The organism is Salinisphaera sp. RV14, from assembly GCF_052044135.1.
Lineage (GTDB): Bacteria > Pseudomonadota > Gammaproteobacteria > Nevskiales > Salinisphaeraceae > Salinisphaera.
In genome coordinates this window covers 1-21,822 of sequence record NZ_JBQDYF010000009.1, presented here as the reverse complement: position 1 = coordinate 21,822, position 21,822 = coordinate 1, and the positions used below count along the sequence as shown (strand labels likewise).

The window sequence follows — 21,822 nt, the reverse complement described above, 5'->3', positions numbered from 1 at the left end:
CAGCGGGCCTACATGCTGCGGTCGACGAGTGCGTCGGTCTGTTTCAGCGACTGGGGCCGGCCGAGAAGAAAGCCCTGGGTGTATTCGCAGCGCATGTCGGTGACCAGCTGGAGCTGGGCCGGTGTTTCCACGCCTTCGGCCACGGTGGGCAGATTCTGGCCGTGGGCGAGATCGACGATACTCTGCATGAGTCGATAGCGCTGTGCGGCGCGATCGATCTGTTGCACCACGCTCTTGTCGATCTTGACTGACGAAATCGGCAGTTCGGTCAGATAGGCAATCGAGGAATAGCCGCTGCCGAAGTCGTCGATCGCGATATGAATACCGGTCCGGCGCAGACGCCGCATGGTCTGCGCCGTGGCCTCGAAGTCGGGTATGAGGCTGCGCTCGGTCAGTTCCAGGATCAGGTGATTGCCCGCGACGCCGTGGTCCCCGAGTATCGACGACACCAGGTCGGGGAAATCGTCGCGATAGAACTCGCTGCCGGGAATATTGATGGCGATGTGCGGCGGTTCGGAATGCCTGGTCTGCCAGCGAGCCAGCTGGCGGCAGGCGGTGTCGATGGCTTTGACGACGAGGGCGCGCTTGAGCCGTTCCTGTTGATCGATCAGCGGTATGAATTCCTCCGGGCCGATGGCGCCCAGTTGCGGATCGTACCAGCGCGCGAGCAATTCGAAGGCAACCAGGGTACGGCCGAAATTGCCGAAAATCGGCTGCCAGCAGAAATGCAGTGCATCGTTGACCACGGCGCGCATGAACCGCTCTTGTAACAGCGATTGGCGCTGGGAGCGCTCCGCCATCAGCGGGGTGAACAGGGCGGTCGCGTCGCCCGGACGGCGTCGGGCGTGCGCAAGGCGCGCATTGTTGATCAGTTCCTGGGCCGAGCTTGCGTGATCGGGGAACAGGCTGACACCGGCGGTGGTATTGAACACGAAGTGTATATCGTCGATATCCGCTGCTTGAATCGCCTGCGCGCGCAGCGCATCGCAGCGCCGGCGGATGTCGTCGGCGCTGCCCGTACGATCGAGTACGCCGACGAGGGCCATCTCGGACAATCGCGCGATGTAGATCAGGTCGGTGTTCTTGTCCTGCAGGTCGTTCAGCCAACGGTTAATGAAACGCTGCGTCTGCCCGGCATCATGAACGAGTTTGAATTCCGGGAGGTTGTCGAGCCGCAGATGCAGGATCGCGAGGCGGTGATTGGCCTTCGCCGCAACCGCGAGCAGGCGGTCGACATGTCCATGGATGAGGTCGTGAGGGCCGGCGACGCCCGCCGGGTCGGCTCGGCCCGGCTCGCCGATCGAATGCCCGGCACCACGCGGCCAATCGGGCAGGCGCATCAACTCTGCCTCGACCAGAGCGCCCAGCTCGATGAGGATATCCTGGGCCCGGTCGTCGAAGGTGCGCGGCTTGTGATCGATGACACACAGGGCGCCGACCGCCTGACCTGTGGGGCCCCGTATGGCGCGACCGGCATAGAAGCGAATGTGCGGGTAGCCGGTGACCAGCGAGTTGTCGCGGAACGCCGGGTCCATGGCCGCGTCCTCGACCCGGAATACGAGCGCTTGATTCAGCGTATGACGGCAGAACGGGTTGCCGCGGGCGGTTTCGCACAACTCAAGGCCAAGGTGCGCCTTGAACCATTGGCGGTCGTGATCGATGAAGGATATCAGCGCCGTCGGCACGTCGAAGATTTTCGCGGCAAGCCGCGTCACCCGATCGAAGCGCTCTTCCGGACCGGTATCGAGTATATCCAGAACCGCCAGTTCGGCGAGTCGAAGTTTCTCGTCAGCGATCGAGTCGCTGGAGAAGGCCGCCTTCGGATCCTCGGGGTCGGTCATGTTGGGCTCGTGTCAGAACAGCCGATCGGCGAGGCTCGACTGTCGCGATAATAGCCAATATGTCGGTATCCGCGCTTGATCTGTCAAATACTGTCTGATACAGCGCTTGTCCTGCTGTCATGACAGGGGTCCGGAGGCAGCGGTACGGCATCAAAAAAGCCCCGCCGAAGCGGGGCTCTCCAGGTACCGAACCGGTCGCCGGATCAGGCTGCCTTGGCCAACTGCCGCAGCACGTAGTGCAGGATGCCGCCGTTCTGGTAGTAATCCCACTCCTTGGGCGTGTCGATGCGCACGCGGGCGTCGAATGTCACCGTCTCGCCGGATTCCTTGGTCGCGGTGATGTGCACCGACCCGGCGCCGGAAGTCAGCCCGTCAATGTCGAAGGTTTCCGTGCCGTCGAGGCTCAGCGACTCATGCGAATCGCCTTCGTTGAACTGAAGGGGCAGTACGCCCATGCCCACCAGGTTCGAACGATGGATGCGTTCGAAGGACTCGGCGATCACGGCTTTCACGCCCAGCAGCAGGGTGCCCTTGGCGGCCCAGTCGCGCGACGAGCCCGTGCCGTATTCCTTACCGGCCAGGATCACCAGCGGCCTGCCTTCATCCTTGTATTTCATCGCCGCGTCGTAGATGAACATCTCGTCGCCGGACGGCTGATGCCGGGTCCAGCCGCCCTCGGTGCCGGGCGCGAGCTGATTGCGCAGACGCACGTTGGCGAAGGTGCCCCGCATCATGACTTCGTGGTTGCCCCGGCGCGAGCCATAGCTGTTGAAGTCCGAAGGCGACACGCCCTGTTCCTGCAGGTACTGGCCCGCCGGGCTGTCCTTCGTGATCGCACCGGCCGGCGAGATATGGTCGGTCGTGATCGAGTCGCCCAGCTTGGCCAGGCAACGCGCGCCCTGGATCGCCGGGATATCGTCGACCTCGACGGTCATGCCTTCGAAGTAGGGCGGGTTCTGCACGTAGGTGGAATCGGCGTCCCAGGCGTAGATCTCGCCCTCCGGCACGTCCAGGTTCTGCCAGCGCGAGTCGCCGGCGAAGACGTCACCGTAGCTGTGCTTGAACATCTCGGAGTTCAGCGACGTACCGATGGTGTCGTAGATTTCCTTCTGCGACGGCCACAGGTCCGCCAGATAGATGTCGTTGCCTTCGGCGTCCTGCCCAAGCGGGTCATGGGTCAGATCGGTGTCGATCGTGCCGGCCAGGGCATAGGCCACGACCAGCGGCGGGCTTGCCAGGAAGTTCATGCGGACATCGCCGTGCACGCGACCCTCGAAGTTGCGGTTGCCGGACAGCACCGACGCCACATTGAGGTTGTGTTCGCGCACCGCATCGCCGATCGGCTCCGGCAGCGGCCCGGAGTTGCCGATGCAGGTGGTGCAGCCGTAGCCGACCAGCTGGAACCCGAGCTGATCGAGATCGTCGTCCAGGCCGGCCTTTTCCAGATATTCCGTCACCACCTTGGAGCCGGGCGCCAGCGAGGTCTTCACCCAGGGCTTGACCTGCATGCCCCTGGCCACCGCATTCCGGGCGACAAGGCCGGCCGCCAGCATCACCGCCGGGTTCGAGGTGTTGGTGCAGGAGGTAATGGCCGCGATCACCACCGAGCCATCGTGCAGGTCGAAATCGTGTTCCTTGTAGCTGACCCGGGCGGTGCCACCGACGCTCTGGCTCGGAATGCCGCCTTCGCTTTCTTCCTTGGCCTCGGCCATCGATTTGCCGGCCTTCTCCTCGCGCGCCTCGATGAACGGCTTGACTTCGCGCCGGTAGGTGGCCTGCATGTCGGACAACAGCACGCGGTCCTGCGGGCGCTTCGGCCCGGCGAGCGACGGCTGCACGGTCGACAGGTCGAGTTCCAGGGCGTCGGTGTAGTTCGCGTCCGGCTCGCCGGCTTCACGCCAAAGGCCCTGGGCCTTGGCGTACTCGCGGGTCAACTCGATCTGCTCGGCGTCGCGGCCGGTCAGTTCCATGTAGCGGATGGTTTCCTCGTCGACCGGGAAGATACCGCAGGTCGCGCCGTATTCCGGTGCCATGTTGGCGATGGTCGCGCGGTCGGCCAGGGCCAGATCGGCCAGGCCCTCGCCGTAGAATTCCACGAACTTGCCGACCACGCCCTTGGCACGCAGCATCTCGGTGACCGTGAGCACCAGATCGGTGGCGGTGGTGCCCTCGGCCAGCTTGCCGGTGAGCCTGAAGCCGATGACCTGCGGGATGAGCATGGTGATCGGCTGACCGAGCATCGCGGCTTCCGCCTCGATGCCACCCACGCCCCAGCCGAGCACGCCCACGCCGTTGATCATCGTGGTGTGGGAGTCCGTGCCGACCAGCGTGTCGGGATAGGCCAGCCCGGTATCGGTGTTGCCGAAGACCACGCGCGCCAGATACTCCAGGTTGACCTGATGCACGATACCGGTGTCCGGCGGCACGACCTTGAAATTGTTGAACGCGCCCTGGCCCCAGCGCAGGAACGCGTAGCGCTCCTTGTTGCGGTTGAACTCAAGCTTGGCATTGAGATCGAAGGCCTTGTCCGAGCCATACTCGTCGACCATCACCGAGTGGTCGATGACAAGTTCGGCCGGCGACTGCGGGTTGATCCTGGCGGGGCTGCCGCCGAGGTTCTTCATGGCGTCGCGCATGGCGGCCAGATCGACCACGGCCGGTACGCCGGTGAAATCCTGCAATACCACGCGGGCCGGGGTGAAGGCGATCTCGGTCGCCGGCTCGGCGGTGGCTTCCCACTGCGCCAGCGCCTTGACGTCGTCGGCGGTGACGTTGGCGCCGTCTTCGTGCCGCAGGAGGTTTTCCAGCAGAATCTTCTGAGCGTAGGGCAGTTTCGCCACGCTCGGGAACTGTTTTTCGAGCTTTTTCAGGCTGAAATAGTCGAAACGGCGTCCACCGACGGTGAACTGCGAACGGGTACCAAAACTATCGGTCATGGACCTCATCTCCTGGGCCTGTGGTCTTATGGCGTATGCGTCGCGCAAACGACGAGAAAACGGGCGAAGTATACCGTGTTCATCCGGTCGCCTGCAGGACGGGGCCGGTGGCGGCGCGAAGGCGCGCCCGGGCGCTCACTCGAGTGCGGCGAGCAGGGCCTTGCGACGGAAGAACAGCGATATGAAGCCGCCGCCGCACTGGCGCCACATCACGCCACAGCGGATCGCGGCCAGCAACTGCGTCCGGATACGTCGCTGGATGTATTCATTCTTCAGATACATCGGTTCGCCGTGCAGCATGATCTGCGGTTTCAACGGGCTGATCGTTTCCCGATAGGCGGCGTCGAGGATATCGGCGACGGCGTCGAGCTCGGCCAGACGCGCGCGATCGATCGCGCCGCGAATGCGCCCGAGCGCCTGTTCGTCGTCAAGCACCTTGCCCGAAAGCTTCAGGATCTGGCCGATGTAGCGCGCAACCGCGGCGCCCTTGGCGTCCGGTCGTTGCCCGGACAGTTGCACACGCAGGTAACGAATCCCGTCGGCCACACCGGCACGATCGCCGTAGACATCGATCGCGCTATCGGGGTCGGTGCAGAAGATTGCCTGCGTCGCGCGCTCGAACCGGGCCGGCAGATCGCGCCCCTCGGTCGCCATCTCGTGCGCATAGAGCGTGAACTGGGCCACGCCAGCCAGCGCCAGCACCTGGTTCTCGAGTGTCGCGTTGTGTTGGCTCATGCGGGAAGATCATTCCGTTGGGTCGTGGTGGTGGCGGCGGCGCCGCCGGCGGCCGCTTGAATCTCGGCGCTGCCCAGGCAGTGCGCGCCATCGTAGAACACCACATACTGCCCCGGCGCAATCGCGCGCGGCGGCCTTTCGAAGCGCACGTGCAGGCCGCCGTCCGCGCGCGGCGTGGTCACGCAGTCGATGGCCGCCTGGCGGTAACGCACCTGCGCCGCACAGTGCACCGGCCCGTTGGGCGGCTCGATCAGCCAGTGCGGCGCGCCTGCGACCAGTTCGGTCTGTTCCAGCGCGGGGTGGGCTGCATCCTGGCTCACCCACAGCGTGTCGCGCGCCAGATCCTTGGCCACGACATACCACGGCCCTTCAGCGGCCCCGGCCACGCCGCCCAGCCCCAGACCGCGGCGCTGGCCGATCGTGTAGTAGATGAGGCCCGAATGCTCGGCGATCACGCGTCCGTCGAGCGGCCCACCGGATACACGCACCGGCCCGGCCCGGCCGGACAGATACTCACGCAAGAATCCTTCGAAATCCCGCTCGCCGATGAAGCACACGCCAGTGCTGTCGGGTTTGTCGTGAACCGGCAGGCCCGCGCGCTTGGCGATCGCGCGCACGTCGGTCTTGTCGATCTCACCCAGCGGGAACAGGGTCCGCGCCAGGGCCTCGATCGGTACCGCGGACAGAAAATAGGACTGGTCCTTGCTCGCGTCGAGCCCGCGCAACAGCCGCGGGTGTTGGCCGCGATGGTCGACACGCGCGTAATGCCCGGTGGCGATCATGTCGGCGCCGAGGCGATCCGCATGATGCATGAAGGCATCGAACTTGATCTCGCGGTTGCAGAGTACGTCCGGGTTGGGCGTGCGTCCGGCCGCATAGCTGGCGAGAAAATACCGGAATACCCGCGACTTGTATTCACGCGAGAAATCGGCTCGATGCAGCGGGATATCCAGGGCGTCGCAAACCGCTGCAGCGTCTTCGAAGTCGTCCGCGGCCTGGCAGCGGCCGGCTTCATCCTCGCTCCAGTTGAACATGAACAGGCCCTCGACCCGATACCCCGCCTCGACCAGCCGGAGTGCGGTTACCGACGAATCCACGCCGCCGGACAGACCGACGATGACGCGCGTATCGGCGGGGTTGTGTTGCATGGTGCTCATGAGCGGCTCGTCATGTGCCGGACCCGATCGAGCGGCATGAGATCGTGCGACTCGAAGTCGTCGATGGACTGCAGCACGAGGGCGCTGCGCAGATCCGAGCGGGCGGCCAGGGCGTCACGCGTCAACCAGTGTGTGGCGATGATGCCGTCGTCCAGCGGTTGCCCGGCGGCATGATCGTCGACGTCACCGGCGAGCGCGACCCGCAGCGTGGTGCGGCCATCGGCGTGCGGCCAGTAGTACATGCCGATGAAGCCGCGGGGGTGGAAGCGCCAGGCGCTTTCCTCGCGCGTCTCCCGGATTGCGGCATCGAGAATGGTCTCGCCCGGTTCCACGTGGCCCGCCGGTTGATTGAGCACACGCCGCCCGTGCGCGAGCTCCTCGATCATGAGGTAGTGCGAGTCGCGTTTCACGATAGCGGCAACGGTAAGTTCGGCATGGACCATGACGGCGGCCTCGGCCGGCGAAATCGAAGCATCCGATTCTAGCAAAGCCGATTTTCGCGTGGCCAAGCGAGCCGACCCCGGGTATGATGCCGCCATTCGCTCCGGAGGCTGAACCACCAAGACCTGTATGTCGCGATTTGCCATGCTTTTCCCCGGCCAGGGGGCACAGTCGGTCGGGATGCTGGCCGAGCTGGGCCAACAGCACCCGGTGATCCAGCAGACGCTAGATCAGGCCAGCGACGCCCTCGGTTACGACATGGCCGACCTGGTCGCCAATGGCCCGGCCGATACGCTCGACCGTACCGAATACACCCAGCCTGCGCTTGTTGCGGCGAGCGTGGCGGTGTGGCGTGCCTGGCAGGCAGCGGGCGGCCCGGCGCCGAGTTTCGTGGCCGGCCACAGCCTGGGGGAGTACAGCGCATTGGTGGTCGCGGGCACGCTCGATTTCGCGGATGCATTGCGCCTGACCCGCCTGCGCGGCCAGGCCATGCAGGATGCCGTGGGCGCTGGCGAGGGCGCGATGGCCGCGGTCCTCGGCTTGTCCGACGACGCGGTCCGCGCGGCCTGCGACGAGGCATCGGCGGCGTTGGCCAGCGACGGCTTGACGGTGTCGGCGGCGAACTTCAACGCCCCCAACCAGGTCGTGATCGCCGGCCATACCGCGGCGGTGGAAAAGGCCTCGGCGCTGGCCAGGGACAAGGGCGCCCGAATGGTCAAACCGCTGGCCGTCAGCGTGCCGTCGCACTGTGCGTTGATGCAGCCGGCCGCTGATCGGCTGGCTTCACACCTGGCCGATATACCATTGCGCGAACCGAGCATCCCGGTCTATCACAATGTAGATGCCCGCCCGCGCGAGGATGTCGGGGGCGTGCGCCGCGCGCTGGTGGCCCAGCTTGCGCAATCCGTGCAGTGGCGCGAGACCATTCAGCGCCTGGCAGCGGAGAACTGTCATCTTTTCGTCGAATGCGGGCCGGGCAAAGTGCTCACCGGTCTGAACAAGCGTATCGACAAGTCACTGCAGACGTTGCCATTGTCGGATTCCGACGATTTCCGCGCGGCACTCGCCGCGGCCGACGAGCGCGCCGACGAGCGCTGATCGCCCGTCTCTCCATCTTCCGAATCCCAGTTCCAGGCTCGTTATGTCCTCCAATGTTCTGTCCGGCCAAATTGCTCTCGTGACCGGCGCCAGCCGCGGCATCGGTGCCGCCATCGCCGACCGCCTCGCCGCCGACGGCGCGACCGTCATCGGCACGGCGACCAGCGACCAGGGCGCGGCAGCCATCGACGAGCGCCTGGCCCGCCGCGACCCGGCCGGGGCCGGCCGCGTGCTCGACGTCACCGATGCGACCGCGATCGAGGCGCTGGTCAAGGAGATCGGCAAGGATTTCGGCGCGCCGACCCTCGTGGTCAACAACGCCGCCATTACCCGTGACACGCTCATGCTCCGCATGAAGGACGACGATTGGCAGGCCGTCATCGACGCCAACCTGTCGGGCGTCTTTCGCGTATCCCGGGCGGTTCTCAAGGGCATGATGAAGGCCCGTACCGGCCGTATCGTCAACGTCAGCTCGGTGGTCGGGCTGACCGGCAATGCCGGGCAGGTCAATTACAGTGCGGCCAAGGCGGGCCTGCTGGGATTGACGCGCTCGATGGCTCGCGAGGTGGGCTCGCGGGCGATCACTGTCAACGCCGTAGCCCCCGGTTTCATCGAAACCGACATGACGCGGGATCTGCCGGAGGCCACTCGCGAGGCCATGCTCGGCCAGATTCCGCTCGGCCGCCTCGGGGCGGTCGACGATATCGCGTCTGCCGTTGCATTTCTCGTCTCGCCCGCAGCCGGTTATATTACGGGCGAGACGCTGAGTGTTAACGGCGGACTTTATATGGGGGCGTAATCGTCTGGCGAGACGACACCTTTTTCCCTAGAATGGCGCGCGGTTCGCGAGGGCGGATTCGCGCTTCATGAACGCGCACACAAGCAACAGGAGACAACCCATGAGTAGCGTGGAAGAACGAGTACAGAAAATCATTGCCGAGCAGCTGTCGGTCAGCGAAGACCAGGTGACCTCGGAAGCCTCGTTCGTCGACGACCTGGGTGCCGACTCGCTGGATACGGTCGAGCTGGTCATGGCGCTTGAGGAAGAGTTCGAAATCGATATTCCCGATGAGGAAGCCGAGAAGATCGTGAAGGTCAAGGACGCAGTCGACTATATCAAGTCGCACGCCGAGGGCTGATAGCCCTGTTGGAGTCGTTGGCCGGTATCATGACCGGCCGGCCGGATTAATGCCGTCCCGTTGTGGACGGCACCATTCGTTGGAGGGGCGTCGTTGAGACAGCGTCGCGTGGTAGTGACAGGCCTGGGGATGATTTCCCCGCTGGGCCTGGACGTGGAATCGACCTGGGCCGGCATTGTTGCCGGCCGTAGCGGGATTACGTCGATCGATAGCTTCGACGTGTCGAAATATCCGACCCGCTTCGGCGGTCCGGTTCGCGATTTCGACGTCACCCGTTATATGTCGCCCAAGGAGGCCAAGCGCTTCGATCCGTTCGTGCATTACGGGGTGGCGGCTGCAGTTCAGGCCATCAACGACAGCGGCTACGAACTGTCCGACGAATACAATGATCGTGTCGGTGTGGCCGTGGGTTCGGGTATCGGCGGCATCGGCACAATTCTCAAGACCTGTGCGAGCTTTTACGAATCGGGTTACAGCCCGAAGAAGGTCTCGCCGTTTTTCATTCCGAGCAGTATCGCGAACATGGCGGCCGGCCAGATCTCGATCCAGCTCAACCTGCACGGCCCGAACATCGCGGCCGTGTCCGCCTGCACGACCGGCGTGCACAACATCGGTCTGGCGGCCCGCATGATCGCTTACGGCGATGCCGAGGCCATGGTCGCCGGCGGTTGCGAGATGGCCGTCAACCCGATCGGGTTGGCCGGCTTCTGCTCGGCCAAGGCGCTGTCGACGCGCAATGACGATCCCGCGGCCGCCAGCCGGCCCTGGGATGCCGACCGCGACGGTTTCGTACTGTCCGATGGCGCCGGGGTGCTCATGCTCGAGGAGCTCGAGACCGCCAAGGCGCGCGGCGCCAGGATCTACGGCGAAGTCGTCGGCTTCGGCATGAGCGGCGATGCGCACCACATCACCATGCCCAGCGGTCGCGGGTCCAGGCAGTGCATGATCAATGCGCTGGCGGATGCGGAAATGGCCGGCGAGGATATCGATTACATCAACGCCCACGGCACGTCGACCCAGGCCGGCGACGTTTCCGAGAGCCAGTCGATCGAAGCGGTGATGGGCAGCGCGGCGAACAAGGTCGCCGTGAGTTCGACCAAGTCCATGACCGGCCATATGCTGGGCGCGGCGGGCTCGGTCGAAGCGATCTTCACGCTGCTGGCCATCCGCGACCAGGTGGCCCCGCCGACCATCAATCTGGACCACCCGGCCGAGGGTTGTACGCTCGACTATGTGCCGCACACCGCACGCCAGATGAAGATCGACGTGGCGTTGTCGAACTCCTTCGGCTTCGGCGGCACAAACGGCTCACTGATACTCAAGCGTTTCGATTGACCTCGCGGACTCGTCCCGCGGGTCGGGTCGGGGTGGCGCACGATCTGGCCCGGGCGACTCTTGACGCCGGCGATCATGCAGCGCTGTACCGACTGGCGCGCGCCGAACCCGGGTTGTTTCCGGCGTTGCTCGAGTCAAGTGCGGGCGCGGCGGCACAGTCGCGCTACGACATTCTGCTGGCTGATCCCGCCGAGGCGATAACCCCCGAACAATCGGGCTCGCGCTCTGCATTCTTCGATGCCCTCGACGCCTGCGCTCGTCAGGCGAAGACCGCAACCACGGATCTGCCGTTCATCGGCGGCTGGCTGATTTATCTCGGTTACGAGATGGCCGCCGGCGTGGAGCCGGGTCTGGCATTGCCACCCGCGGGCGACGGCCTGCCGACGGCGCTCGCGCTTCGCTGCCACAGCGCGATCATCCATGATCGTCAGCACGCGACTCTCGAAGTGGTGTCCGAGAATGCCGATGTGGATCGTGTGGCCGCGCTGGTCGCAATGATCGAGTCGCAGGGCGGAACAACAGCGGCCAACGATGTCGCCTACCCGGCGATTCGCTGGCAGGAGGACGCGCCGGAGGACTACCTCGACGCCGTAGCGCGTGCGCGTGAATACATCCGGGCCGGCGACGTGTTTCAGACCAATCTCGCGCGGGCGTGGCATGGCCGACTGGTCGAGGATGTCGCGCCGGGCCATGTTTACACGGCACTCAGGGCCGCCAACCCGGCACCATTTTCCGCGTTGCTGCACTGGCAGGACGCGGCGCTGGTCTGCTCATCGCCGGAGCGACTGCTGTCGCTGCGCGATGGCCGCGCCAGCGTACGGCCGATCGCGGGTACCCGGCGACGACGCCTCGGCCGCGATGCCGAGATCAGCGAGGAATTGATCACCCACCCGAAGGAACGGGCCGAACACGTCATGCTCATCGATCTGGTCCGCAATGACCTCGGGCGGGTATGCCGGCCCGGGAGCATCGCGGTGGACGAGCTGATGGTGGTCGAATCCTACGCACATGTGCATCACATCGTGTCCAATGTATGCGGGCAGCTTGAGGCCGGTGTCGGCCCGGGCGGCGCCCTCAGGGCGGTCTTTCCGGGCGGTACGATCACGGGTTGCCCGAAGGTGCGCTGCATGCAGATCATTGCCGAGCTCGAGCGCACGGGCCGCGGCGCCTACACCGGCAGCATCGGTTATCTGAGTCGTTGCGGTACGCTGGACACGAACATCATCATCCGTTCCCTGACCCAGGTCGGCCGCGACCTGACACTGCGTACCGGTGCGGGCATCGTGGCCGACTCGGATCCGGCGTCGGAGCTGGCCGAAACCCGGCACAAGGCGCACGGCGTACTGCGTGCCTTCCGTGCCGCACAAGCGCGCGCGGTCCATGGCTGACCGGATGTTGATCAACGGTCGACCCGCCACGGCACTGCCGGCCGACGACCGCGGTCTGGCCTATGGCGACGGCATATTCCGAACGATGCGCGTGGAATCGGGGATCGCACTCGCCTGGCGCTTTCACTACGCGCGGCTGGCACACGACTGTGCGGCGCTGGGCCTGGAGACACCGGAACGCGAGCGACTCGAGGCCGATATCCGGGCGCTGGCCGGCGACGGCGCCTCCGGCATCGTCAAGATCGTCATCACCCGGGGCAGTGGCGGGCGCGGCTATGCGCCGCCCGGCCAGCCCGTGCCACGCCGGATCGTGAGCCTGCACTGCGGCCAGCCGGCGGGTATACCCGACGCGCTGGCACTGCCGATCTGTCCCATCGTGCTGGCCACGCCGGCCGTGCTCGCGGGTGTCAAGCATCTCAACCGTCTGGAACAGGTGCTGGCACGTCGCGACTGCGAACGCCGTAACCTCGCCGACGCGGCGATGTGCGACAGTGCCGGTCGCATCGTCTGTACCACTATGCGTAATCTGCTGTTCGTCGACGGCACCGGCGACTGGTGGACGCCAAGGCTGGATCACGCCGGCGTGATCGGAGCCACGCGCGAGCGACTGCGCGCGGCGCTCCCGGCACTCGCCGAGTGCGAGATCACCTGCGCACGCCTGGGGGATTTCGTTGGCGCCGTGGCCTGCAACAGCGTCAGCGGCGCGCTGGCGGTACCCTGCATCGGCGAGCACCGGTTTGCCGAAAGTCGGGCGCTGGCCGATCGCGCGAATGCGCTGCTTGTGAGCAGTCATTAGTTTCAAGGAGTTGCGACGCCCGTGTTCCTGCGTCTTGTCTACGGTTTCGTCCTGGCGGCCCTGCTGGCCGGTGCCATTCTTGGGGCTGATGTCGCACGCTTTTTCACCGAACCACTCGGGAATACACAGCCGGCGCTCATCGAGGTGGCGCCGGGCACGAGTTTTCGCGCGCTCGTCCATCAGTTGCGCCGCAAGCAAATCATCCGGCGGGCGCGGGACGCGCGTTATCTGTCGCTCTATGCACGCCTCACGGGCCAGGCAACGAGCATCAAGAGCGGCGAGTATCTGGTGCCGGCGCAGCAGGATCCACGCCAGTTGCTCGCGCTCCTGGCATCGGGCAAGATCCGCCAGCACCGCCTGACGCTGGTCGAGGGGTGGCGCTTCAAACAGATCATGCAGGCGGTCAACCACGATCCCGCGCTCAAACACACGCTTCGCGGCAAATCCAGTGCGCAGATCATGGCGGCGCTCGGCCATCCGGATCAGAAGGCGGAAGGCCGGTTCATGCCGGATACTTATATGTTTCCCCGGGGCATGAGCGATGTCGCGTTTCTCAAGCGGGCCTACAACGCGATGCAGCGGTTCCTGCACAAAGCCTGGGCCGATCGGGCGGATGATCTGGCCATCCATACGCCGTATCAGGCATTGATCATGGCCTCGCTGATCGAGAAGGAGACCGCCGTGCCGTCCGAGCGTGCACGGGTCTCCGGCGTATTCAATCGACGATTGAAAAAGGGCATGCGGCTGCAGACCGATCCCAGCGTGATCTACGGTATTCCCAATTACGACGGCGATATCCACAAATCCGACCTGACACGGGATACGCCGTACAATACCTACACACGCAAGGGGCTGCCGCCGACGCCGATTGCCTCGCCGTCGCGCGCTTCCATTCGCGCCGCGTTACACCCGGCCCACGGCAAGGCGTTGTATTTCGTCGCGCGTGGCAACGGCACCCTTGTGTTCTCCGATACGCTGGCCGAACACAATCGAGAGGTGCGCAAATATCAGCTGGGCGGTGGATCATGAACGACGGCCGAAGTCACACCGGGCGCCTATTCACCTTCGAAGGCGGGGAGGGGGCCGGCAAGTCGACCCAGATCGGTCATCTGGCCGCGTATCTGCGTGCGGCCGGCCATACCGTCCGTACCACGCGCGAGCCGGGCGGAACGCGTCTCGGCGAAGCCATTCGTGGCGTCCTGATGGGCGAATACGATGCGCCCATGCCGGCGATGAGTGAACTTCTGCTCATGTTTGCCGCGCGCGCAGCGCATCTGGCACAAGTGATCGAACCCGCGCTGGCGGCCGGCGAAATCGTGCTCTGCGATCGTTTCACCGATGCCAGCTATGCCTACCAGGGCGCTGCTCGGGGTCTGGGCGAAACCGCGGTCGCCACGCTCGAGCGCCTCGTGCAGGGCGAGCGGCGCCCGGATGGCGTATTGCTGTTCGATCTGCCGGTGGCGCAGGGCCTGAGCCGGGCGCGCAATCGGGGCGAAGTCAACCGCTTCGATCAGGAGACGCTGGCGTTCCACGAGCGCGTGCGCGCCAACTATCTCGAACGGGCGCGTCTGGCGCCGGCGCGTTATGCCGTGATCGATGCTGCCGCGGCGCCGGAAACCGTATCGCAATCCCTGATCGACGCCGTCGAGGCATGGCTGTGACCCCGGTCGACGACAGGGCGCTCAAGCTGCCGTGGCACGATCCGATGTGGGCACACATGGCAGCCGGGCTCGCGGCCGGCCGCGTCGCGCACGGGTTGCTGATCGCCGGCACGCCGGGGGTTGGCAAGCGTCGCTTCGCCTGGCGTTTGGTCGCCGCATTGCTTTGCCGGGCGCGTACGGCCGACGGCGACGCCTGTGGCGTATGCGCGGGGTGCCGCCAGCGTGCGGCGGCCACACACCCGGATATTTCTCGGCTCACGCCGGAGGATACGGGCAAGGCGATCAAGGTGGCACAGGTCCGTCGATTCTCGCACGCGCTGCATCTCACGCCACAGTATTCGACCGGGCGCATCGGGTGGATCGACCCGGCCGATTCGTTATCCACCAGTGCCGCCAACAGTCTGCTCAAGACACTGGAGGAGCCACCGGCAGGCTGTCATATCGTGCTCATCAGCGATCGCGTGTCGGCATTATTGCCGACCATCCGCAGCCGATGCCAGATCTGGACCGTGCCGGCGGCCGCGCCGGATACCGCGCGTGCCTGGCTGGCCGGCCAGGATTTCGACGCCAGCCGCGCCGACGACGACAGCCTGCGTACGCCGCTTGCACTGCGGGCCCGTCACGACGCCGGCGCCCAGCCTCTGGTCGAGCAGTGGGACAGGGATCTGGCACGGCTGCTGGCCCGTCGCGCCAATCCGGTCAGCGTTGCCGAACGTGCCCACGAGGCCGAACGCCGGTTGTGGGTCGACTGGCTCTACCGACGCTGCAATGATTTGCTGTTGGCCGCGCTCGGGGCCGATTCGCCAAGCCTCGACTCGGGCCTGGCCCAGGCCGCCCGCCGGCTGGGGCCGCGGCGCCTCGAAGCCTGGAGCCGACGCGTATCCGACGTCGCCCGGACGGCCGAGACCAACGCCGACTGGCGACTGGTGGTAGAGTCTGTATTCATCGAACTCAGCCAGTATGTCGCCGAGGCCATCGACACGCCATGAGCGATAATAATATCGCCGGACAATCCGGCATCGTACGTTTCGACGTGCCCAGCAACCGCGCGCTGTACGAGGCGTACATGCCCTTCATCCGCAACGGCGGGCTTTTCGTGGGCCAGCCGCACCTGCTGGACATGCATTTCGATCTGGGCGCGGAAGTCTTTCTCCTGCTCCATCTCAAGGAGCAGGACGAACGCGTGACCGTGGCCGGACGGATCGTGTGGGTGTCGCTTCCGGGTACGCAGCGCCCGCCCGGCATCGGGGTGCAGTTTGCCGAGCCGGACGGGATCAAGATTCAGCAACGTATCGAAACGCTGCTGGCGGGGCAGCTCGAAAGCGAGCGGCCGACGCACACGCTTTAGACCGGGTTATCCCACGGCAGATCCGAGACGTTGGCACGGGCCCTGCGCAGCGGACGCCGGCCGTGCCCAACGCGATTCAGCGCGTTGTCATCGGCCGCGGTTCCATTTCGATATCTAGGGTTTCGGCAAGCGCGGGATCGCTGGCAATTCCCCGCCATATCATGTTGAACAGCACGGGCGCGCGTTCGGCCAGCCCGTACTTGCGCCCGCGCATGAGCCACATCGCCACGTTGCGATTGGCCACGCCCCAGATGAAGTCCGAGATCTCGACCTCGTCCACGGCGGAAGTCAGGATGCCGGCCCGACGGCCTTCCTCGATTACACCGAGAAACACCGACATGAGCTGGGGCTGACGAAATGTATCGTCCTCGCGCCAGGTATTCAGATATACCGAACTCAGGATGATCTGGGCGACTTCCGGGTTGCGCTCGAAGTAATCGAGCAACACCCAGAACACCTTGCGCAGCCGGTCGCGAAAGTTCTCGATTCCCTGCAGGTGATCGATCATGCGACGGGCCAGGATCGACAGCCAGGTGTCGAGACTCGCGAACAGCACGGTTTCCTTGCTGCCGTAATACTTGTACAGCGTCTGCAGGCTGATGCGGGCGTGCTTGGCGACGTCGATCAACTTGACCCGATGGAATTCCCGTTCCGCGAACAGCACCCGCGCGGCATCCTCGATGCGATGACGGGTTTCCGGATCGATCTGGGCCAGGGCTTTTTCACGCTCGATTGTTGTCTTTGGATAGCGCTCGATCACCAGTAATACCTGTTACACGAAACAAAGCAGCGACTTTACCACTGCATCATTCCTCTCCCAATCATGTCTAATCGTCTCGATAATTGCGCGCAATGATAATCAGTCAGGATATGGCGGACGGGTCAAATGAAAATAGTAATTTTTATTATTGTTGGAACATGACGCGAGTCGAGCTAAGCTGAGATCAATGTCTACCCGCGTGCGCGGCCTGTCGCCAGGCGCAATCGTTTTGTACTGCCGTGCAATAAAGCCCGGAGAATCGCATGTTTTCGATGATCCTCAACAAGCTGGACAAGGCTAAAGTGCTCCCGCGCATCTCCGATACCGAACGTCAGGCGCTCAACGCCGGCTCGGTCTGGATCGACGGCGAGTTGTTTTCAGGTAATCCAGATTTCCACTCAATGATGCAGGAAGCCTATCCGGCGCTGCCACCGGAGGAGCAGGCTTTTCTGGACGGGCCGGTCGAGGAGCTGTTACGGCGAGTGGATCACTGGGAACTGCACAACACCCGTCGCGTCCCGGATGAAATCTGGGCGTTCCTGCGCGAGCAGGGTTTCTTCGGGCTGATCATCCCGAAGGCATACGGCGGTTCCGGGTTTTCCACCCTGGGGCGTAGCGCCGTCATGATGAAGACTGCGCAGCTCGGGCCGGTGGGCACGCTCGTGGTCATCCCCAACACACTGGGAGCGGCCGAGTTGTTGATCGGCTATGGCACCGCGGCACAGAAATCTCATTACCTGCCGAAACTCGCCAGCGGCGAGTTCGTGCCGTGCTTCGGCCTGACCGAACCGACAGCGGGGTCGGATGCTGCCTCGATTCGGGCCGAGGCGGTCGTGTTCAAGGCGGACGACGGCCAGCTCAAGCTGCGCCTGAATTTCACCAAGCGCTATATCACCCTGGCGCCGGTCGCCAATCTGGTGAGTCTGGCCTGCCAGCTGCATGACCCGGACAACCTGCTGGGTGGCGGCGAGCAGCCCGGCATTACGGTGGTCCTGCTGGAAAAAGGCACGCCAGGTCTGCGCCTGGGCGATCACCACCTGCCGATCGGGCCGTTCGACAACGGCCCGATCCACGGCGAGGATGTGGTGGTCCCGGCCGATAACATCATCGGCGGCCCGGCGCAGGCGGGGCAGGGCTGGCGCATGCTCATGGAGCAGCTTGGCGGCGGACGGGCGGTTTCGCTGCCCGCCGGGGGCGTGGCTTCGGCCAAGGCGGCGGCCGCCGCGGTGGGGCCGTACAGCATGGTGCGCGAACAGTTCGGCATCCCGATTGGCTGGATGGAGGGTGTGACCGCCAAGGTCGCGCGCACCGCGGCCCTGGCCTATGTGCTCGAATCGTCGCGGGTGTACGTGTGCGCGGGGGTCGATGCCGGGCATCACCCGCCGGTGGTCTCGGCCATTCTCAAGCAGCAGACCACCGAGCTGGGACAACAGCTGCTGATCGATGGCATGGATGTCATGGCCGGCGCCGGCGTGATGCAGGGCCCGAACAATATTCTCGGATCAGCTTATATCTCGGCCCCGGTGAGTGTCACCGTGGAAGGCGCGAACATCCTCACACGGACGCTGATGATCTTCGGACAGGGGGCAGTGCGTTGCCATCCCTATGCGCTGGCGACGCTGGGCGCGCTCGAAAACAAGGATGTGCGCGCATTCCGCAAGGCGCTGCTGGGCTGGACGGGCCACGCCATCGCCAACGTCGGCCGCGGGGTGGTCCGCGGCCTCACCCGCGGGGCGACGGTCAAGGCGCCGGTGGCGGACGAGACCGCGCGCTATTTCAAGAAACTCGGCTGGGCGTCGACGCGTTTTGCGCTGCTCACCGATCTGGCGATGTTTTGCGTGGGCGGCAAGCTCAAGCAACGCGGGCAGCTGTCCGGCCGCTTCGCGGATGCCTTGTCCTGGATGGTGTTCGGGGTGACCACGCTGCGCCGTTTCCATGCCGAGGGCGCCAGGAAGGAGGATCTGCCGGTCGTTCATTGGGCGCTCAAATACTGCCTGCTGGAAATCCAGCGCGCGTTCGAGGGGATCTACGCCAACTTCGATACGCCCGTGGTGGGCTGGATGCTGCGTTATCCGGGCCGGTTTTTCCTCAAGATCAATCCGCTGTCTAGCGGGCCGGGCGATGCCGAGGATCGCCGTGTCGCGGCGGCCATCCAGACGCCGGGCGAACAGTATCAGCGCATCGCCCTCGGCGGCCTGGGGTCGCCGCGCGACGACGAGCCGGGCATGGGGCGGTTGCTGCATGCCTGGCGCCTGGTGAGTGAATCGGCCGAGCCACAGATGCGGGTGAAAAAGGCGATGCGTCACGGCAAGATCAGCGCTCCGGACGTGGTCGCGGCGATCGAGCCCGCGCTGGCCGCCGGGATCATCTCGGCGGACGAGGCGCAACGCATCCGCGACGCCGAAACCGCCCGCCTGGCCGCCATCCAGGTGGATGTGTTCGATCAGGCGGACTATTACCGCGACAGCCTGTCGCGTCATGACGACAACGCGTACGACGGGCACGACCCGGGGATGGCGCGGGCGGCTAGCCAATAGCGGCCGGGGCCATGCCCGTACCGCGAAAGCGGTTCGGGCGTGGCACAATACGCGCCATGAGCAGCGTGCAATCCGGGCCGCGGGTGAACAGCAGCGGCTATACCCTGGGCGAAGAGATCGCCAACGCCGTCACGTCGGGCATCGGCACGGCGTTGTCGATCGCGGGAATGGTTATCCTGGTGGTTTATGCCGCGCTGTATGGCACGGTCTGGCATATCGTCGCGGTATCCATCTTCGGCACCAGCCTGATTTTCTCCCATCTGGCGTCGACGCTGTATCACAGCATCGCGCCGCCGCGGGCAAAGGGCGTGCTCCGGGTGATCGATCACCTGGCGATCTATTTTCTCATCGCCGGGACATACACGCCGTTCACGCTGGTCAATCTACGTGGTGTGTGGGGCTGGAGCCTGTTGGGTCTGGTCTGGGCGCTCGGACTCGCCGGCGTCGTCATCAAGACCACATCGCTGCGGCATGTGCGTTATCTGTCCACCTCGTTCTATGTCGCCATGGGCTGGACTGTAGTGCTGGTGATCCGCCCGCTGCTCGAGAACGTAGCACCCGGCGGCATCTGGCTTTTGCTGGCAGGCGGCGTGGCCTATACCGTCGGCGTGGTCTTCTACGCCTGGGACCGCATGCCGTACAACCACGCCATATGGCACGTGTTCGTGATCGCCGGTAGCGCCTGTCACTTCTTCGCGGTGTTGTTCTACGTGATCCCGCTGGCCCCGTCGGCGGCCGCCCTGAGCCAGACGTCCTGATCGTGGCAGCGCGCTCGGCGCAATCGGTGCTGACGTCGGTTTTCGGCTACAGCGCGTTCCGCGGGCAACAGGCCGATATCATCGCGCACGTCGTCGACGGCGGCGATGCCCTGGTGCTGATGCCCACCGGCGGCGGCAAATCGTTGTGCTATCAGATCCCGGCGCTGGTGCGTCCGGGGGTCGCGGTGGTGGTGTCGCCGTTGATCGCATTGATGGCGGATCAGGTGGCGGCATTGCGGCAATTGGGTGTGGCGGCGGCCTATCTGAATTCCACCCTCGACGCCGCATCGCAGGCCGCGATCGAACGCGATGTCGCCAGCGGCGCCCTGGATATCGTCTATGTCGCGCCGGAACGACTGCTCCAGCCGCGCATGCTGAATCTCCTGCAGCGTTCGTCGATCGCGCTGTTCGCCATCGACGAGGCGCATTGCGTATCGCAGTGGGGGCACGACTTTCGGCCGGAATATCGCCAGCTCGCAGCATTGGCCGAGCAGTTTCCGGATGTGCCGCGCATGGCCCTCACCGCGACCGCCGATCTGCCGACGCGGGCGGAAATCATCGAGCGTCTGGCGTTGGAAGACGCGGCGCGTTATCTGCACAGCTTCGATCGGCCGAACATTCAGTACCGGGTGGCCGAGCGCGGCAACGCCAAACAACAACTCGCCGACTTCATCGAGCGCGAGCATCCCGGGCAGGCCGGCATTGTGTATTGTCTGTCGCGGCGCAAGGTCGAGGACACCGCCGAGTGGATGACGCGCGCCGGCCATACGGCGTTGCCCTATCACGCCGGTCTGTCGCCGGCCATGCGCGAGCATCACCAGTCGCGGTTTCTACGCGAGGAAGGCGTGATCATCTGTGCGACGGTCGCCTTTGGCATGGGCATCGACAAGCCCGACGTGCGATTCGTGGCGCATCTCGATCTGCCGGCCAGCATCGAAGCCTATTATCAGGAAACCGGTCGAGCCGGTCGCGACGGCGAACCCGCGACGGCCTGGATGCTCTACGGGCTCGGCGATGCCGTACAGCGGCGCCGCATGATCGAGCAGGGCGCAGCCGCCGAAGACCGCAAGCGGGTCGAGCGGGCCAAGCTGGATGCGATGCTCGCATACTGCGAAATCGCCAGCTGCCGACGTATCAACCTGCTCGGTTATTTCGGCGAGCAATGCGAGACCGCCTGCGGCAACTGTGACACCTGTCTCAATCCGCCGGAAACCTATGACGCCACCCGCTATGCGCGCATGGCGCTATCGGCGATATATCGCACCGGCCAACGCTTCGGTACGGGCTATGTCGTGGATCATCTGCGCGGCGCACACTCGGATCGCGCGCGCGAGCTCGGGCATGACGCGCTGTCGACAGCCGGGATCGGCGACGATCTTTCGGCCAAGCAGTGGCGTTCGATCATGCGGCAACTGATTGCGCTCGGCTATATTCACGTCGAGCAGGCCTACGGTGGCCTCCAACTGGCCACCGGCTGTCGCGAGTTGCTCCGCGGCGAGCAAACGCTGGAGCTGCGGGTGGATCGCAGCGGCAAACGCTCGCGCCGGGCGGTCAGGAAGGCGCTGCCGCCGATCGAGATCGAGGATGAGCCGCTCTGGGAGGCATTGCGGGCGCTGCGGCTGGAGTTGGCGCGCGAGCAGGATGTGCCGCCCTACGTGATCTTCCATGATGCCACGCTGCGCGAGATGCTTGCGCGGCGGCCCACCGATGTCGCCGAGTTGTCGGATGTGCCGGGCGTGGGCGAAAAGAAACGCGACGCTTATGGCCGCGCGTTCGTCGAGACCATAGCGCAACATGTGAGTTATTAACCCGGCACAAAAATAGATGATTTTTCGGTTAGGGCCTGTTGCCGTTTCGTACACGTGCCGCGTTGGAGACCGCAAATCCGTCGA

At 65.0% G+C, this 21,822-nt stretch carries 19 protein-coding genes; 13 read left to right on the top strand and 6 right to left on the bottom strand.

The window, feature by feature from the left end:
- Positions 1-8 precede the first annotated feature (8 nt).
- The 5 genes from ACS8Y6_RS10625 to ACS8Y6_RS10605 form a co-directional block, all read right to left on the bottom strand.
- Positions 9-1,841: a sensor domain-containing phosphodiesterase gene (locus ACS8Y6_RS10625; RefSeq protein ID WP_440855536.1), complete on the bottom strand. Its 1,833-nt coding sequence runs from the start codon at positions 1,839-1,841 to the stop codon at positions 9-11.
- A gap of 203 nt (positions 1,842-2,044) precedes the next feature.
- On the bottom strand, positions 2,045-4,777 hold the full coding sequence (gene acnA, locus ACS8Y6_RS10620) for an aconitate hydratase AcnA (protein WP_440855535.1): 2,733 nt from the start codon (positions 4,775-4,777) through the stop codon (positions 2,045-2,047).
- Between the two features lie 135 nt (positions 4,778-4,912).
- Positions 4,913-5,512, bottom strand: coding sequence for a lysogenization protein HflD (locus ACS8Y6_RS10615; protein WP_440848459.1), 600 nt, complete (start codon positions 5,510-5,512; stop codon positions 4,913-4,915).
- On the bottom strand, positions 5,509-6,669 hold the full coding sequence (mnmA, locus tag ACS8Y6_RS10610) for a tRNA 2-thiouridine(34) synthase MnmA (RefSeq protein WP_440848460.1): 1,161 nt from the start codon (positions 6,667-6,669) through the stop codon (positions 5,509-5,511). Before mnmA ends, ACS8Y6_RS10615 begins: the two co-directional genes overlap by 4 nt.
- The gene (locus ACS8Y6_RS10605; protein ID WP_440855534.1) at positions 6,666-7,112 is read right to left on the bottom strand and encodes an NUDIX hydrolase; all 447 of its coding nucleotides are present in this window, start codon (positions 7,110-7,112) and stop codon (positions 6,666-6,668) included. Before ACS8Y6_RS10605 ends, mnmA begins: the two co-directional genes overlap by 4 nt.
- A 127-nt stretch (positions 7,113-7,239) precedes the next feature.
- Here ACS8Y6_RS10605 and fabD point away from each other — a divergent pair, with 127 nt between their 5' ends.
- From fabD to ACS8Y6_RS10555, 10 genes are all read left to right on the top strand, one after another.
- Positions 7,240-8,208 (top strand): ACP S-malonyltransferase, encoded by a 969-nt coding sequence (fabD, locus tag ACS8Y6_RS10600; protein WP_440855533.1) that lies wholly within the window; start codon positions 7,240-7,242, stop codon positions 8,206-8,208.
- A gap of 43 nt (positions 8,209-8,251) precedes the next feature.
- Entirely contained in the window at positions 8,252-9,007 is a 756-nt protein-coding gene (fabG, locus tag ACS8Y6_RS10595; protein ID WP_440855532.1) for a 3-oxoacyl-ACP reductase FabG, read from the top strand.
- A gap of 100 nt (positions 9,008-9,107) precedes the next feature.
- On the top strand, positions 9,108-9,347 hold the full coding sequence (gene acpP, locus ACS8Y6_RS10590) for an acyl carrier protein (protein ID WP_109994678.1): 240 nt from the start codon (positions 9,108-9,110) through the stop codon (positions 9,345-9,347).
- A 93-nt stretch (positions 9,348-9,440) separates the two neighbouring features.
- Positions 9,441-10,682: a beta-ketoacyl-ACP synthase II gene (gene fabF / locus ACS8Y6_RS10585; RefSeq protein WP_440848464.1), complete on the top strand. Its 1,242-nt coding sequence runs from the start codon at positions 9,441-9,443 to the stop codon at positions 10,680-10,682.
- Positions 10,679-12,070: an aminodeoxychorismate synthase component I gene (locus tag ACS8Y6_RS10580; protein WP_440855531.1), complete on the top strand. Its 1,392-nt coding sequence runs from the start codon at positions 10,679-10,681 to the stop codon at positions 12,068-12,070. Before fabF ends, ACS8Y6_RS10580 begins: the two co-directional genes overlap by 4 nt.
- Positions 12,063-12,866, top strand: a complete 804-nt coding sequence (gene pabC / locus ACS8Y6_RS10575) for an aminodeoxychorismate lyase (protein WP_440855530.1) — start codon at positions 12,063-12,065, stop codon at positions 12,864-12,866. The genes ACS8Y6_RS10580 and pabC overlap by 8 nt, the downstream gene beginning before the upstream one ends.
- A gap of 21 nt (positions 12,867-12,887) precedes the next feature.
- Positions 12,888-13,895 carry an endolytic transglycosylase MltG gene (gene mltG / locus ACS8Y6_RS10570; RefSeq protein ID WP_440855529.1) on the top strand — a complete coding sequence of 336 codons (1,008 nt, stop codon included), beginning with the start codon at positions 12,888-12,890 and terminating at the stop codon, positions 13,893-13,895.
- Positions 13,892-14,527, top strand: a complete 636-nt coding sequence (gene tmk, locus ACS8Y6_RS10565) for a dTMP kinase (RefSeq protein ID WP_440848468.1) — start codon at positions 13,892-13,894, stop codon at positions 14,525-14,527. The genes mltG and tmk overlap by 4 nt, the downstream gene beginning before the upstream one ends.
- Entirely contained in the window at positions 14,518-15,516 is a 999-nt protein-coding gene (locus tag ACS8Y6_RS10560; protein WP_440848469.1) for a hypothetical protein, read from the top strand. The genes tmk and ACS8Y6_RS10560 overlap by 10 nt, the downstream gene beginning before the upstream one ends.
- Entirely contained in the window at positions 15,513-15,875 is a 363-nt protein-coding gene (locus ACS8Y6_RS10555; protein ID WP_440848470.1) for a PilZ domain-containing protein, read from the top strand. Before ACS8Y6_RS10560 ends, ACS8Y6_RS10555 begins: the two co-directional genes overlap by 4 nt.
- A gap of 76 nt (positions 15,876-15,951) precedes the next feature.
- Here ACS8Y6_RS10555 and ACS8Y6_RS10550 read toward each other — a convergent pair whose 3' ends face one another.
- Positions 15,952-16,635 (bottom strand): TetR/AcrR family transcriptional regulator, encoded by a 684-nt coding sequence (locus tag ACS8Y6_RS10550; protein ID WP_109994671.1) that lies wholly within the window; start codon positions 16,633-16,635, stop codon positions 15,952-15,954.
- A gap of 263 nt (positions 16,636-16,898) precedes the next feature.
- Here ACS8Y6_RS10550 and ACS8Y6_RS10545 point away from each other — a divergent pair, with 263 nt between their 5' ends.
- Genes ACS8Y6_RS10545 through recQ form a run of 3 tightly spaced genes read left to right on the top strand, consistent with a single transcriptional unit; the run spans position 16,899 to position 21,738 of the window.
- Complete coding sequence (locus ACS8Y6_RS10545) at positions 16,899-19,172, top strand: acyl-CoA dehydrogenase (protein WP_440848471.1); 2,274 nt, start codon at positions 16,899-16,901, stop codon at positions 19,170-19,172.
- Between the two features lie 56 nt (positions 19,173-19,228).
- Positions 19,229-19,930, top strand: a complete 702-nt coding sequence (gene trhA / locus ACS8Y6_RS10540) for a PAQR family membrane homeostasis protein TrhA (protein WP_440848472.1) — start codon at positions 19,229-19,231, stop codon at positions 19,928-19,930.
- A gap of 2 nt (positions 19,931-19,932) precedes the next feature.
- The gene (gene recQ, locus ACS8Y6_RS10535; RefSeq protein ID WP_440848473.1) at positions 19,933-21,738 is read left to right on the top strand and encodes a DNA helicase RecQ; all 1,806 of its coding nucleotides are present in this window, start codon (positions 19,933-19,935) and stop codon (positions 21,736-21,738) included.
- The last annotated feature ends 84 nt before the right edge of the window (positions 21,739-21,822 follow it).